Source organism: Vibrio sp. QJM3NY_27 (assembly GCF_057785955.1).
Window position 1 is genome coordinate 1,472,052 of the sequence record NZ_CM173511.1, and the last position, 14,186, is coordinate 1,486,237.

14 protein-coding genes and 1 pseudogene are annotated in these 14,186 nt (G+C 42.4%); 3 read left to right on the top strand and 12 right to left on the bottom strand.

Going from position 1 to position 14,186, the window contains the following annotated elements:
• Positions 1–31 precede the first annotated feature (31 nt).
• Together AC3CIA_RS06610 and AC3CIA_RS06615 are read left to right on the top strand one after the other, a co-directional pair.
• A complete protein-coding gene (locus AC3CIA_RS06610; protein ID WP_017077913.1) occupies positions 32–904 on the top strand; it encodes a patatin-like phospholipase family protein in 873 nt (290 codons plus the stop codon).
• Positions 905–919: 15 nt separating this feature from the next.
• Positions 920–1,288, top strand: a complete 369-nt coding sequence (locus AC3CIA_RS06615; protein WP_488518732.1) for a hypothetical protein — start codon at positions 920–922, stop codon at positions 1,286–1,288.
• 123 nt (positions 1,289–1,411) lie between these two features.
• On the opposite strand, the gene folM is transcribed toward AC3CIA_RS06615, so the two are convergent.
• From folM to AC3CIA_RS06670, 11 genes and pseudogenes are all read right to left on the bottom strand, one after another.
• Positions 1,412–2,128, bottom strand: a complete 717-nt coding sequence (folM, locus tag AC3CIA_RS06620) for a dihydromonapterin reductase (protein WP_488518733.1) — start codon at positions 2,126–2,128, stop codon at positions 1,412–1,414.
• Positions 2,125–2,763, bottom strand: coding sequence for a GTP cyclohydrolase I FolE (gene folE, locus AC3CIA_RS06625; protein WP_488518734.1), 639 nt, complete (start codon positions 2,761–2,763; stop codon positions 2,125–2,127). Before folE ends, folM begins: the two co-directional genes overlap by 4 nt.
• Positions 2,764–2,773: 10 nt before the next feature.
• Complete coding sequence (folX, locus tag AC3CIA_RS06630; protein ID WP_054546529.1) at positions 2,774–3,151, bottom strand: dihydroneopterin triphosphate 2'-epimerase; 378 nt, start codon at positions 3,149–3,151, stop codon at positions 2,774–2,776.
• A 157-nt stretch (positions 3,152–3,308) separates the two neighbouring features.
• Positions 3,309–3,806: a 2-amino-4-hydroxy-6-hydroxymethyldihydropteridine diphosphokinase gene (folK, locus tag AC3CIA_RS06635; RefSeq protein WP_488518735.1), complete on the bottom strand. Its 498-nt coding sequence runs from the start codon at positions 3,804–3,806 to the stop codon at positions 3,309–3,311.
• A gap of 453 nt (positions 3,807–4,259) precedes the next feature.
• Entirely contained in the window at positions 4,260–6,650 is a 2,391-nt protein-coding gene (locus AC3CIA_RS06640) for a putative bifunctional diguanylate cyclase/phosphodiesterase (RefSeq protein WP_488518736.1), read from the bottom strand.
• Positions 6,647–7,699, bottom strand: coding sequence for a polyamine ABC transporter substrate-binding protein (locus AC3CIA_RS06645; protein ID WP_488518737.1), 1,053 nt, complete (start codon positions 7,697–7,699; stop codon positions 6,647–6,649). Before AC3CIA_RS06645 ends, AC3CIA_RS06640 begins: the two co-directional genes overlap by 4 nt.
• Positions 7,700–8,125: 426 nt before the next feature.
• A pseudogene (locus AC3CIA_RS06650) lies at positions 8,126–8,221 on the bottom strand (Lrp/AsnC family transcriptional regulator); the annotation flags it as partial.
• A 76-nt stretch (positions 8,222–8,297) separates the two neighbouring features.
• Positions 8,298–8,978, bottom strand: a complete 681-nt coding sequence (locus AC3CIA_RS06655; protein WP_428786941.1) for a haloacid dehalogenase type II — start codon at positions 8,976–8,978, stop codon at positions 8,298–8,300.
• 217 nt (positions 8,979–9,195) lie between these two features.
• The gene (locus AC3CIA_RS06660; protein WP_488518738.1) at positions 9,196–9,999 is read right to left on the bottom strand and encodes a MetQ/NlpA family ABC transporter substrate-binding protein; all 804 of its coding nucleotides are present in this window, start codon (positions 9,997–9,999) and stop codon (positions 9,196–9,198) included.
• A 238-nt stretch (positions 10,000–10,237) separates the two neighbouring features.
• Positions 10,238–11,569, bottom strand: a complete 1,332-nt coding sequence (locus AC3CIA_RS06665; protein ID WP_488518170.1) for an IS4 family transposase — start codon at positions 11,567–11,569, stop codon at positions 10,238–10,240.
• 184 nt (positions 11,570–11,753) lie between these two features.
• On the bottom strand, positions 11,754–12,662 hold the full coding sequence (locus AC3CIA_RS06670) for a dienelactone hydrolase family protein (RefSeq protein ID WP_054546520.1): 909 nt from the start codon (positions 12,660–12,662) through the stop codon (positions 11,754–11,756).
• A gap of 411 nt (positions 12,663–13,073) precedes the next feature.
• Here AC3CIA_RS06670 and AC3CIA_RS06675 point away from each other — a divergent pair, with 411 nt between their 5' ends.
• Positions 13,074–13,700 (top strand): type II secretion system protein, encoded by a 627-nt coding sequence (locus AC3CIA_RS06675; protein WP_488518739.1) that lies wholly within the window; start codon positions 13,074–13,076, stop codon positions 13,698–13,700.
• Between the two features lie 11 nt (positions 13,701–13,711).
• Here the strand turns inward: AC3CIA_RS06675 and AC3CIA_RS06680 are convergent, their stop codons facing one another.
• Positions 13,712–14,167: an Lrp/AsnC family transcriptional regulator gene (locus tag AC3CIA_RS06680; protein ID WP_488518740.1), complete on the bottom strand. Its 456-nt coding sequence runs from the start codon at positions 14,165–14,167 to the stop codon at positions 13,712–13,714.
• Positions 14,168–14,186: the final 19 nt, after the last annotated feature.

The window sequence follows — 14,186 nt, forward strand, 5'->3', positions numbered from 1 at the left end:
CCCTAGAATTAAAAACTAAAGGATTAATACGATGGCAAAAACGGTCTCATTGGTACTTGGCAGTGGTGGCGCAAGAGGCTTGGTTCATGTTGGAATCATCCGTTGGTTAATCGAGCATGGCTATCAGATAAAATCCATCTCTGGCTGTTCAATTGGCGCACTTATCGGTGGTGTCTACGCGGCGGGCAAGTTGGATGAATTTGAAGAGTGGGTCACCAGTATCGACCAATCGGATATGGCGATGATGTTGGACTTTTCATGGCAATCGAGTGGTATCTTCAAAGGGGACAAGATCATCGACACACTGCGTGGATTGATCGGCGAGATTTCAATTGAAGATCTGCCTATCCCTTATACCGCAGTTGCTGCCAACGTCGCCGAAGAAAAAGAGGTTTGGCTGCAATCAGGTTCTCTGTTTGATGCCATTCGCGCCTCCATCTCTTTGCCACTGTTCTTCACTCCACATGTCATTAATGGTGAAGTGCTGATTGATGGCGGAGTGCTCAATCCCGTACCGATTGCGCCTACCTTTAGTGATAAGACAGACTTTACGTTGGCTGTGAACTTAGGTGGTGAACCCGAAATGCTTCAACAGGAAGTGATACCGGTTTCCCTACCAACAAAAGAGAGTAACCTGCATGAGAAGGTTGTTCACTTTATCGATAATCTCGGTAGCAGTGTAAAAAGTAAAATGAGCTTCAATTTTGCCGCTTACGACATTGCCAACCAAGCGTTTGATGCGATGCAATCGACCATTGCTCGCCAAAAACTGGCCGCTTACCCCGCCGATATTACGCTTGAGATCCCACGTAATGCCTGTGGCACTTTAGAGTTTGATCGCTCACAAGAGATGATAGACAGAGGCTATCATTTGGCACAGGCTAAACTGGGCAATCGACTTTAATGTATTTGCTGCTGAATGAGAGTAATTATGGAAACTGAACTAAAAGAGCTTGAACTCCACGAACTTATGGCAACAAAAGATGTCATCGTGCTCACCAGCATAGAAGTGTCAGCTGTATCTTGGCTGATAGATTGCTATCAAGAGAATACTGATATCGACATTATCGAGAACGCACATCAACTCGATACTGAAGCGATTTTGGCGCAATGTCGAAACAGCTTGAGTGAAAGTAAAAAGGTGATACTTACCGCGCAGTTTCGTAGCCAATTACCTATCATCAATATCGCTTCATTGTGTAATGAGAAGCGCAAATCGTTGATCAATATTGAGCTATCCGGCTGGGACGAAGAAAAACGCCTTCCTCACTCTTTTAGCAGTTTCTAGGTCATAGTAGCTTCTGGCTTCTGGCTTCTGGCTTCTGGCTTCTAACTTCTAGCGGTTTATTGGTAACAGCTGTCGCTAGTCTTTAACGTTTCTATGTTGACGTAAGCCGACAATTCAATAGCTTCACTTCAAATGCCTACCGCCATCAAGGTGTAAGGTTCTTCCTGTCATGTAGTGACTGGCCAAAACATACTTGATGCCATCTATTATTTCCTCAAAGCCCGCTTCTGTAGGGATCAGAGCTTTCTTCAGCGCTTTGGTTTTGTATGCGTCATCGTCATGTTCATTGAACTTAATCATGGCTGGAGAGAGGGTATTTACTTTGACCTTGGGAGCCAGCATTGCTGAAAACGATAGCGTCAGGTTGTTGAGCGCAGCTTTACTGGCCGCGTAAGCGATGTGTTTTTTACTGCCTTTCTCTGCGACGTAATCACTGATGTGGATGATGTCTGACGTTTTATCGCCAGACATCAGTTGGTCTTTGAGTGTTAAATTGAACAGATAAGGCACGGTAACGTGAATCGTCATCATCTGATGCATGATTTGTGAGGCATTTTCACTGGGGTTTTTCTTGTTCTCCGGCTTCCAGTCTGAAGCGTTATGTATGATGGCTCGAAGTGTCTTATATTCTTGACCCACGTAATGAAGAAAGCCCTCTAGACTGCTTTGTTGATAAAAATCTACCTGTTGTAAGTCGGCTCCACTGTCGCGCAACAGTTGCAGTTGAGGATAGTCGCTGCGGTAGGTGCCAACCACGCTGTATCCATCCGTTAAAAGTTGCTGCGCCAGTGCGAAGCCGAGTCGTTTTCCCACGCCGGTTATTAGTATCGTTTCACTCATCGTAAAAACTCAGCTCTGGTTTGAGGGTTAGTTTTGAAAATACCACCGAGAGCGGTCGTTGAGGTTTCAGAGTTTGCATCCATGACGCCTCTGGATTTAACGCAATAGTGAGTGGCTTTAATTGTCACGGCCACATTTTCTGTTTCGACTAGAGTCTGTATCGCGACCAGGATTTGCTGTGTAAGGCGCTCTTGGACCTGAGGACGCTGAGCAAAGAATCGAACGATACGGTTTATTTTAGACAACCCGAGTATCTTAGTTTCAGGGATATAGGCCACTTCTGCTAAACCATCAATGGTGATGAAGTGATGTTCACACGTCGACGTTAAATCTATGTTCGATACCTTCACCATTTCATCAACCGACATTTTGTTGTCTATCACACTGATTTTTGGAAAGTTGTTGTAATCGAGCCCTGAAAATATCTCATGGACGTACATCTTTGCAATGCGATGAGGTGTTTCAGCAAGGCTGTCATCGGTTAAATCCAGTCCAAGCGTACTGACAACTTCCGTCAAAAGTCCTTTGATGCGGTTGTACTTCTGGTTGGGGTTCATTTCGCTCGGTGTCATCGGGGTTTCTAGTCCCTTTTCGAGCAAAGCTTCTCTTACTTTTTCGGCTTCTGTATTCAGCATAACGCACTCCTTATGAATTATTGTCGTTGTCTGCTTCATAGCTAAGCGTGAGTGAAACGGAGTCGGCAAAACGTAGGGCATGAGGCTTGTCAATTCTCACTTGGGCGTATTTCACCCATGGATGATCGATACAAATGCCGAGTACGTCGCTGGTCAATTTTTCTAAAAGCAGAAACCTTCCGGATTCGACGTGTTGAATGACCTTCTTGCATATGTTTTTGTAGTTGAGCGCGTTCTCCACATCATCAGAGAGGCAAAGGTTATTGGCGGGGTAGTGGATTTCTGCATTGATAACGATGTCTTGTTGCTTAGACTTTTCTTCCTCGTTGAAGCCGATGAAGGTTCTTAGTCTCAGGTTTGTAATGGTGATAATGGCGTTGTGATTCATAACAGTGTCCAATCCTTAGAAAGTGAAGTCAGTTACGTACTTGTTTTAAGAAAAGATCAGTAAAGCTCACGCGATTAAGAGTTCAGTTGTTCCGTTCGCAGTTGTTCTTTTCGCAATTGTTCCTGTTGCAGTCGTTCTTTTTTCAGTCATGCAAACGCTAAGTGAAACCGAGCTCGAAAGGGATGGGTTCGGTTTTCTGACTTAACTGATCGAAGTTTCCCCAGAGCTGCTGATATGAGATGTCTAGAGTGGGGTGGCGTTCTTGCGCAGCAATATCGACTAATGGCCTGAGCACAAAAGCGTACTCGGTGATTTCGCCTCTAGGCAGCTCTACGCCATCGATAACGCCCACTTGATTACCATAAAGAAGGATGTCGATATCCATCGTGCGTGAAGCATAGGCTTTAGTCTGGCGCTTGCGATCGTTCTCTGATTCGATTTGATGCAGAACCTTAACCAGTTCTACAACAGGAAGGTTACATTCGAACCCAACGACGAGGTTGAGGAAGTTATCCCCTTTGAAACCGACAGGCTCGCAATCGTAGAATTTGGAAATGCGCAGAGGTGCAAAGCGGTTATGCAATGCTTTGAGAGATTCTGTGACGTGATGTTCGCGGTTAATGTTGCTTCCGATGCTGACATAGACGGTGACCATAGTTTTCCTTCCTTTTAATCAGCCTATACGTCCAACTCGCGATCAAGATCAGCAATGCATCCTCTTAAAGGTAGGAAGACAAAATAAAAATACGGTTCTGTTACAAGTTTTGCCCGTTTTGAGCCCGAAAAAAGGGCACCTGTGAGCTAGAAAGTGCCACGAGTCAAAGCTCGGCCTATGAAGGTATTGGATAACTATTTTGTCAGTGGTTTTGCTAAGTTAATAGAATACGGATTAGTTATAGCATCGAAAACACCGCTTTACTGAAGTTGGCTCGCCTCAAATAGAGGTGCATCTGGCTTTTTATCGTTACCCATGTCAAAGCCCATGACAACAATTCTAATCAGGAGGTTAGATTAATCAGGCCACAACATACAGCCATCAATCGAGCGGGCAAAGCGATGTGTCATTCCAAGGCGCAGAACTAGACCATATTCTATGGTGTCACATATTTTAACTGTATTCAGGCAAACCCCCTCTTTTCCATGCCGCGATAAAATCATCTTCTTTTAAGGGCTTAGATAGTAAGAACCCCTGTACTTCCTGGCATCCTTTGTTTCGAACGTAATCTAATTGACTCACTGTTTCTACGCCTTCGGCAATGATATTGAGATCATAAATTTTGGCCATTTCAATGATCACTTCAATAAGCTGTTTGTCTGTTGATTCAGAGTCAATTGCGTTGACAAACATACGGTCGATCTTAAGCGTATCGATAGGATAATTTATCAGTTGGCTAAAGGCCGTATAGCCGGTACCAAAATCGTCAAGAGAAACCTTCACTCCGAGTTGTTTCAACGCCTTAAGTCTCTCAATATTCTGTTTGTCTCCGGGTATAAAGCAGGTTTCAGTGATTTCCATTTCAATCATGTGGGCTGGAATCTTATAGCGCGTCAGTAACCCAGAAAGTACATTGACAAAGTCGGAATTAGAGAGCTGCCAAGATGAGAAGTTAATCGCTAATGTACCATCAAAATTCAGCTCTTCTATCCAGACGGACAGCGTCTGCAGAGCATTTTCAAAAACCCAATAATCAATATGTTTAATTAAGCCTGACGATTCTGCTACAGGTATAAAATCCGCTGGCCCGTAGGAGAGTAGAGCCTCGTGGCTTGTACGGATTAGAACTTCTGCACCTTTTATCTTACCTTTTTCGATATCATAAACTGGCATATAGGTTAGATAGAACTCGTTAGATTTAATCGCATCTTTCAAGTCTTCATTAATTTGAGTATGACGCTTTATTTCTCTATCCATCTCTTTTGAGTAGAATTGATAATGGTTTCTTCCCGCGACATTTTTGCAGGCATACATCGCTGAATCAGCATTGTTAACCAGTTCGGTGACAGAGTTAGCATCATCAGGGTAAACGGAAATACCGACACTGACCCCAATATCAAATTGAGTACCATCCACCTCGAAGCCGTCCTCAAAGAGAGAGAGAATTCGATGGGCAAATTCGGTAAGTATATCTAAGTCGTCCAATCCACCAACTATGATGGCAAACTCATCCCCAGATAGCCTGGCGAACTCAAGCTCAGAGATAGTTAGATTTCCCCACTCAAAATCAACAAAGCTGTCGACAAGGCGTTCTGAAAACACTACGAATAAGTGGTCACCAACATGATGTCCGTACTTGTCATTTACGTGTTTAAAGTTATCAATATCAAAGTAGATAACGGCGCACTTTGTATCTGTTTCGGTGCAGTTATTCATTATACGCGTGATATCTAAATTGAATTTTTTCCTATTTGGTAAGCCCGTCAGAGAGTCTCTTTTTGCCAGATCATCGAGATCAGTGATCAAATTAATGTACTTATTGGTAAGGATGGAGACTTCGTCGTTACTTTTGGAACGCTCTATGTAGACTAAGCCATCATGATTTACGGACTCCACTTTCTTAGTCAGCCTCTCCACTGGCTTAATGATTTGTTTTACGATAAGCCACTTTAGTAGTAAGAAAGTGACAGCCGTTACTAACAAAACAATAACAGCGTAAAGAAGTTGAAAGGGTTTATACAACTTATTGAGGTGTATTTGAGATAGGCAAATTTTGATAGACCATAAGTCATGTATTAACTGAAAACCTAATTCATAGTCTGGCAGGGTAATATCTTTTATCTGTTCTTCGTTACCCAGCGAATACGAGGTGGCATTAGGTCTAAGTATCAGTTGAGCGTCAGGACCGATCCTACTTTTCACAGATGCTTGAAATTCATCGTAGTGCCTGATTTTTGAGCGAACCACTGCAGTAAGTAATGTCTGCCCATAAGAAAAGGTTGGGACAGTAAAACTCTGCTCAGGTGTAAATGTTTTTACAACTAAAAATTCAGGGCCTTCAACACCATTGTTCAGTTTGTAGGTAGAAGCGTTAACGTGAGCCACACCTTTCAAATCTAATGCTTGTTGAATCGTAGCAAGGTGATCCGTCACAACCGTATCAGCAGAGTATTTTGCAAATGGATCCGACGTATTAAAGTAGATAAGCTCTTTGCCATTAATATCCACTAGAGCAAAGCTCTCGATCGTACTGTGATTGAGCTTTAATTGATTGATATAAGCCGTTAGCTCTTTCTCCGTGTAATATTGAGCAGTGTCATCATATATTTCAATAAGATACTTTTGAATGTAGTAGTTCTCTAGACTCATTCTAATCGCAGAATCGAGCTCTCTAAGCGCTTCATTAAGCTCATGAGAGATATGAGTAAGTTCACTTTGTAATTGTTCCGATAGCGACGAGTTCAGTTGCATTTTTTGACTGGTATACGAAAACACTCCGGCGATGGAGAAAATTACCACCATAACAGGGAGCAGAATATAATTGATCTTTAGCGACAGTTTCATTTTTTTGTTTTATATCTTTGGTTATGAATAACAAAGAGTATTTGGCTTCTCAGGTCTGAAGCTTCTTTGCTTAGTGTCTTATAGGTAAACGATGAACCGCTGTCTAATCCCGTTGGGAACAACTCTTCATCTAACAGATAATCATCAGATGCTAAGCCCAAGACGTGTCTGTTCGAGCTTGCGAACCACATCTCTTCTGCATTTAATGCCGATCTTTCAGGTGTGTTAATAAAGTTAAGGAACTCTATCGACGCTTTGCTAATAGGCCTGTCTTTATGGACACTAAAGCATTCATGCCACATCAAAGTACCTTCTTGAGGAATGGTATAGATCCAATCATCTTGCTCTGTATACGACGCTATTTGTTCTTTTTCTCCTGAATAGATAACGGCAACTTCCATTTTAGAGCCAGATTTTTTATCTAGAGCGTAGCCAATAGCCGCTCTTATTACTAATAGCTGTTCACGGACCTTCATTAACAGTTTGTACGCTTGTGCCAATTCGACTTCATTTTCGGTCATAGGATCGAACCCTAACGCCAATAATGCGATTGCAATGGTATCTACATCGTCATCAGGAATCACAACAGTTTGAGGGTGCTCTAATGCGTAGTCGAAAACGTCCATCCAAGAGGTTATACCTTCGGTAGCTCTTGAAGACCGAAATGCGACCCCCATGGTACCATTAGCGTACGGAATGCCATGCACCCCGCAAGCTCTGCGAGACACCTCTGTAAAGTTTGAATTACCTTCCTTCAAAGTATTAGACAAATCCCCTAAGGTGCCTGCTTTGCCCTGTTCGCCAATGGTTTGCCCATCAATGATAAACAAATCATAGGCTAGGGCTTTACCTGAATACACCACAGCATCACGCAACATTTCATTTTCAAAATAAACTTGAGAAACAGTATGACCGTACTGTTCTTCAAACTCTTCTATCAGAATGTCAGAGATATAGTCTTCCCAAGTGAAAATTTTTAGCTCTTCGGCAAAACACCTAGCGGATAAAAAAATAGTACACGTTAGAGTAAAACAAGTTAAAAAACGCATCAGATACCTATTACTAATTGTTTTCGATGGTGTTTAACCATGACGTTGGTTTTGGCCTTATTTATCAAACATAGGCGTAATTGTGCCTCATCATTCAATATATTAGTGAGATGTATATTAGATATCGTGCAAATAGTTGATTTGTGGAACTAGAGTAGACATAGAGAATTGAAAGTGTAAAACATCGTTAAACGTTATTTTTCATATTGGATCAAATCGGAGCATGTTCTTTACTACAACATCACCAACTTGCAACTCGACGTCGTCAGTTTGCTTTGAGAAAAAGTACTGAAATTCCAGTAGCTCGATCTTCCACGAAGTAATTACGTTAATGCGGAATGGGGCGAAATATTTGTTGGTGCAGTTCAGGAATTTTGAAGAGCAGCCTCTAGCGCCCCATAAACCCCGAGCAAAAGCGAACTTCATCTATCTCACTGGCAATTTGGTCTTTGTTTTTACCTTACCGAAGGCGAAGCTGGATTCGATAGAAGCTATATTGGGTAGGCGAGTTAATTGCTCTGTAGATAGAATTAAGGCCTCGCGTGTGCGCAGCCTTTTTGTTTGTATCGAGCGGAAGTAGCAAAAGCCTCTTGAGGTTTTACTTGTCTAAATTGTGCTTAATAATCTGTTCTACCACACCATCCATCGTCTTTGAGCTAATCTCCGGCTTCAAATACAAGGAATGATACTCAACGCCTGTACGGTCTATATAGGCTGCTTGTAAGCCAGCGGATAGTGCACCATGAGTGTCCCAATCGTGAGTAGCGACAAGACGAAGGTTATCGACAGGCTCTTGTAAAGTTTCTGCTGCAAATTTATACACGTCTGAATTTGGTTTGAAACTGCCTGTTTCTTCAACAGAAATGACGGTGTCGAAATAATCTTCTAAGCCCGAGTTCTTGATTTGAGAAGTGATAAGGTCGAGGGATGAGTTGGAAAACGCGACTGTTTTAAAACCACTTTTACGCAACTTATGTAAAGACTCTTTGATATCAGTGTGCGGTGGTAGATTGGCAAAGGAAGTTAATAAGGCACCTTTGCTTTCGGTCGTTAAATCACACTTGTACCGCTGTGCAATAGCGTCGAGCGCTGCATTCGCTAATTCAGAAAAAGTAGATTTTACGTTTGTTGCGATGCAAACCGTTGAGGAGTGTAAAAGCTTTGAAAACCAGAGCGATAGTGCATCCTCACTGCCAAACACCGCTTTGAATTTAGGCTGTAATGACCCCAAATTTAAAACCGTTTCGTTTATATCAAACAGTATCATTTCTTTTTTCACGCGAAGAACCCAGAATTAATTGAATTTCATACTTACATAATCTGCTCTCATCACACCGTTTTCAACCTTGCTTTAAGTAACTTAAGCTTTGCTTCAAATTTGAAAAGAGGCAGGAATGAGTCAGCGATGAACACGTCAACTCAATCTGGCGTTGCTTAATGTCTGGCGTTGCTTAATGAGTAACAGGCAACGCCAAATCTAAGGTGACTTTCTTGGTCTAATTTGCGGCTTCTATGGTGCCTTTGAAAGTGCTGTTTAAAAAGTCATTGATCTCTTGTGAGTGGTAAATTGAAATGATCTTTTTATACGTTTTGTTATTTTTGTCTTCTTCTCGCGCCGCCACAACCATCACGGCTAAAGGTGCGTCTTTTTTCTCTAAGTAAATGCCTTGTTTCTTAGGGTCCAGTCCAGCAGACATCACATAGTTCATGGTGATTGCAGCTGCATCTACATCGTCAAGAGAGCGGGGTAGTTGAGCGGCATCCACTTCAACAAATCGAATGTTCTTTGGGTTATCAACAATATCGCTTAATGAAGCGTTGAAACCAGCGTTGTCTTTTAAAGAAATCAGCCCAGCATCTTCAAGTAGCAATAGTCCGCGCCCACCATTCGTTGGGTCGTTTGGAATCGCGATTCGTGCGTTATCTGGGATAGAGTCAAGCGAAGTGTACTTGTTCGAGTAAACGCCCATACGCATCAAAATTGAACGTCCGATAGAAACTAACTGGCTATCGTGATTGGCATTAAAGTTGTCGAGAAATGGCTGATGTTGGTAACTGTTCAGTTGGATACTTCCATCGTCCAGTGCTGCGTTAGGTGTGATGTAGTCTGAGAATTCGACGAGCTCAATATTGATCCCTTGCTTTGCTGCTTCTTTGGCAACTGCTTGTACAACTTGTGCATGTGGGCCAACTGTCGCCCCAATCTTGATGACAGCCTCGTCTTTTTTTCCACATCCTGTTACGCCGAATACGAAAGCTAATGCCAACAGGGATGCTGTGATTTTTTTGTAGCTGTTCATGATAACTCCATTTAATTAACCAAAAGACATGTAGGCGTCTAGATGTCTATATTATCTATTTATACGATCGGGTCAATAGGTTTGTTAGAAGCAAAGCTAGATTGATATTAAGAGGTTAGATTGATATTAAGCAGCTAGGTGTACTTAATACCAGAATGTCGACACCCCAAACCTATCTGTAGGGCAAGCCCATATAGCGTTGAGAAAACAAAGGCCTCGCACGTATGAGTAATGCCAGTCAGTTAAGCTGACTGGCATTTTTTCTATTCGTTGCATATTTCTTAGGTTTCAGTTTCACCCAACGAGGATAACTTCTATCTTCTCTTCGAGGTGGTAGGATAAACATCGATATTTGCTGTAGTAGTACTTCATAGTGTTTGGGTAGTTTCCCAGGACTCGTTAAAGGTAAAGCTGCAAAGTATTGAGTCACAGCCATGGCACTACTCGTAAAGCTTAATTGATTCGGCCAGACGCTATCTAACTTGCTCGCTGCCTTTGTCATAACCTGCCTTATAAGGTTATAGGCTAACAAAATCCCCCAGAGCTCCTGTTTGACCATATCTGGGCGCTTACTTCGCAATGTATACTCACTATCAAGCAAGGTTTGCTTCATTTCCCTATAACCTAATTCGATTTCCCAACGGTAGCGATAGAGCTCTACAATGTCTTCACCAGGAAAGTGCAACCCATCACGCATTGATGTAAGCACCTGATATTTCTTTCCTTTGATAATTTTCGACACTAACCGTGCTTCTATTATCTCAGGGAGGTCACTGAATTTCTTTCTTGCTTGAGGTGTCGTTTTTATAGCAACGATAGCGTCACTCTGGCTATATTTATGAACGACTTCATACTGAAAGTCCTTTCTCACAGGGAGCATCCAATGTCTTTCTTGGCCTACTTTATTCCAGCGATTAAGTAGCCCTAGAGAGTAATATCCTTTGTCAAAAATAGTCAGAGAATGATCGGGGGTTTGTTCAATGAGTTCTTCTGCAAGGCGCATTTCGTTGGTTCGATAGTCAGAGAATGCACTATCGATTATCTGATGACTCGTAAGCTCCATCAGACAAACCATACGTACCTTAGGGTAAATATTTTCAGCTGATTGATTGCGCTGTGCTTTAAACTCTTGATGATTTTCAGGTGTATCTGTCGTTCTCCAAACGACACCATCGACGGATAGAAGGTTTAGTCCACACCAAGTTTCGAAGTTAGACGATTGATAGCTATGCGCTGCCATCTTCTTAAAGACTTGCTTAACACCTTCTTCGCCCAATCTCTGTCTCGCCTGAACAACAGCGCTTGGGGCAACAAAACGTTGTTTGTCTGGCAGGACAATATCGAGTTGATTAGCTATATCCCAAACAGATTGTTGTCGAAAAAGACTCATTCCTACAACGGACCAAAGTACAGCCTCTAAAGGTAAACGCCTTCTTCTCACCGTTGCGACCCCCGCTTGTTCGAAGCCTTGCTGAATAAGGTCTGGGCTAAGAATGTCAGAATATCTATCAAAGTGATGAAAGGTGTTACATGATCGAAAAGTATTCGCAAGTTGGCTTTCTAAAGACATAAAAAATCCGATATTAGTTTCCTAATATCGGATTTTGAAGCCTTTTGAGGATCGGTCAAATGATCTCACAAATTTCTTAACTGATCGGCATTACTCGCACGTATGAGGCCTTTTGGGTTTCGTTGAATAAGGTATAGGGCAGTAACTTGGAATTTAAAGAAAACGGGTTCGGTAAAGCTGCCTATTAAGAAAGCTTTTTATTAAAGAACTCAAGTGTACGTGCCCACGCTAACTCTGCTTCTTCTTCAGCATATCGACCTGTTGAATCGTTATGGAAGCCATGATTCACACCGTCATAGATGTAAGCGGTGTAGTCTGCCTCAATCTCTTTGAGTTCAGCTTCATACTCTGGCCAAGTTGCATTCACACGTTTGTCGATTCCCGCAAATTGGATGAGCAATGGCCCTTTAACATTCTTTCTTAAATCTGGTGCGGCAGGAGTACCATAAAACGGAACGCCCGCATCCAGTTGTTCTGGCATTACCGCCGCCAACATATTTACGATATAGCCACCGAAGCAAAATCCGACTGCGCCTAGCTTACCGTTACTTTTTTCATGAGATTTCAAAAAGTTTGCAGCGGCGATAAAGTCTTCTTCGATTTTCTCTCTGGATAATGATTTTTGCATTGCTCGACCTTCATCATCATTACCTGGATACCCACCAAGCGAATAGAGTGCATCAGGTGCAAACGCAATAAACCCCGCGGCTGCGAGTCGTCTTGCCACATCCTTTATATATGGGTTTAAGCCTCTATTTTCATGAACAACTAAGACAACTGGCGCATTATCCGCTAACTCTTTTGGTACCACTAAATAACCACGGCCTTCTCCGTATCCTTTAGGTGAAGGAAATGTCTCGTAGGTTGCTGTGATGGAAGGATCATTGAAAGAGACTTGCTCTGCCTGCGCATAATTAGGGATCAGTGCAGAAGTTAGCGTTGTCATGGTTAAGCCAAGTACAGCCAACCCAGATAGACGAGCCATAAATTCTCTGCGATCAATCAGACCGTGCGCATATTCGTCGTACCAATCAAATGCTTCTTGAGGGATAGATCGAGTTGGATCTGATTGAGACTCGGTACTTTGATTCATAACTTTTCCTTGTTGTGAGTTGTTTTACCAATCAACTATAGTGGAAATTTCAATATATTTGAACGATCGCTCAATATCTTTTAGGCTATTTGTTATATCAAAGTACAAAAATTAGATGACAGTCAGATAAAACGATCACTTCGGAATCGATTCCCATCTCTTAGGTTTGTTTTACTGAATCAATCAACACAAGGTTGATGTAAGTGATTAAGTCAGTGAAATAGGGTGGTGATTATTATTTGTTTTTGGGGAGGGTCTAGTTCTAAATTGACCTTTAAGAGCTAGGCATATTTACGGTCAATAGGGCAGAATGTTTCAATACAAACCGCTTGATTTTACTCTGGTATAATCATTTCCGATAGGGATCGCCTTAGCGCTATCAGAACCTTCTTGATGAGAGATAAAAAATAGATGTTAAGACTTTTGCGTCAGATAAAAAAATGGAAACTTGCATCGTTTAGTTTACTCATGTTCATTGCCGCATTTTTTATCTACAACCAGATCGGTAATCGTATTTCCCGTGTCGATGAGGCAACATTTTTGATCGGGCAACTGAATACTGTCTTGGATGCAGCGGAGCAATATTCTCATGACAATGGCTCTTTACCTCCAATTACTTCCGATACCGACACGAACTTCGGCTACTTAAACATCAATCACTTAATTGAAAATCTGGGCTTATCAACATGGCAAGGGCCGTACCTACCTTATGGCGATACATGGATAGGTGGTGATCAGTACATCGATCACCCAGATTACATAGCAACGCAATTACTGCTTAAGGAAAAGGATAGCCGCTGGGCACGAGGAAGCTCCGAGACAGGTTGTGAATCGTCGTCAGCAACCTGTTCTCTTGCGGCTTGTATATGGTTGGTACCAACAAAAGTGGCACAAGAAATTAATCAGATTATCGACGGCAACACGGATATAGAAAGTTCGAATACGACCGGAAAAGTACGTTACGACAAAGCTTTTGGCGGTGCACTTATCTGTATGACTGGAGATGACTATCCAATGCCTTCTGCACAGTCAAACTAAGTCGTTTCTAATTATCTCACTGGCAGCTTGGTCTTTGTTTTTACTTGACCGAAGGCGAAGCTGGATTCAATAGAAGCGATATTGGGTAGGCGGGTTAGTTGCTTGCGGATAAACTGCTCGTAGCTTTTGAGCGATTCACTGACCACATGCAATAGGTAGTCGTGATTACCTGTCATCAAAAAGCACTCCAACACTTCATCAATCGCTTCAATGTGCAGTTCAAAGTCTCGCATGTTCTCTTCTGTCGGCTTTTCAAGCTTCACTAACACAAACACATTCACAGGCAAGCCGCATGCTTCTTGGTCGACACTGGCGTGATAGCCGCGAATAATCCCTTGTTTCTCTAATGCTCGAACTCGGCGTAAGCAAGGAGAGGGCGATAGCGACACGCGATCGGCCAACTCTTGATTGGTGAGCCGAGCGTTGCTTTGCAGTTCAGCCAGTATTTTCTTGTCGATCTCGTCCATTAGTATAATCCATCAATAT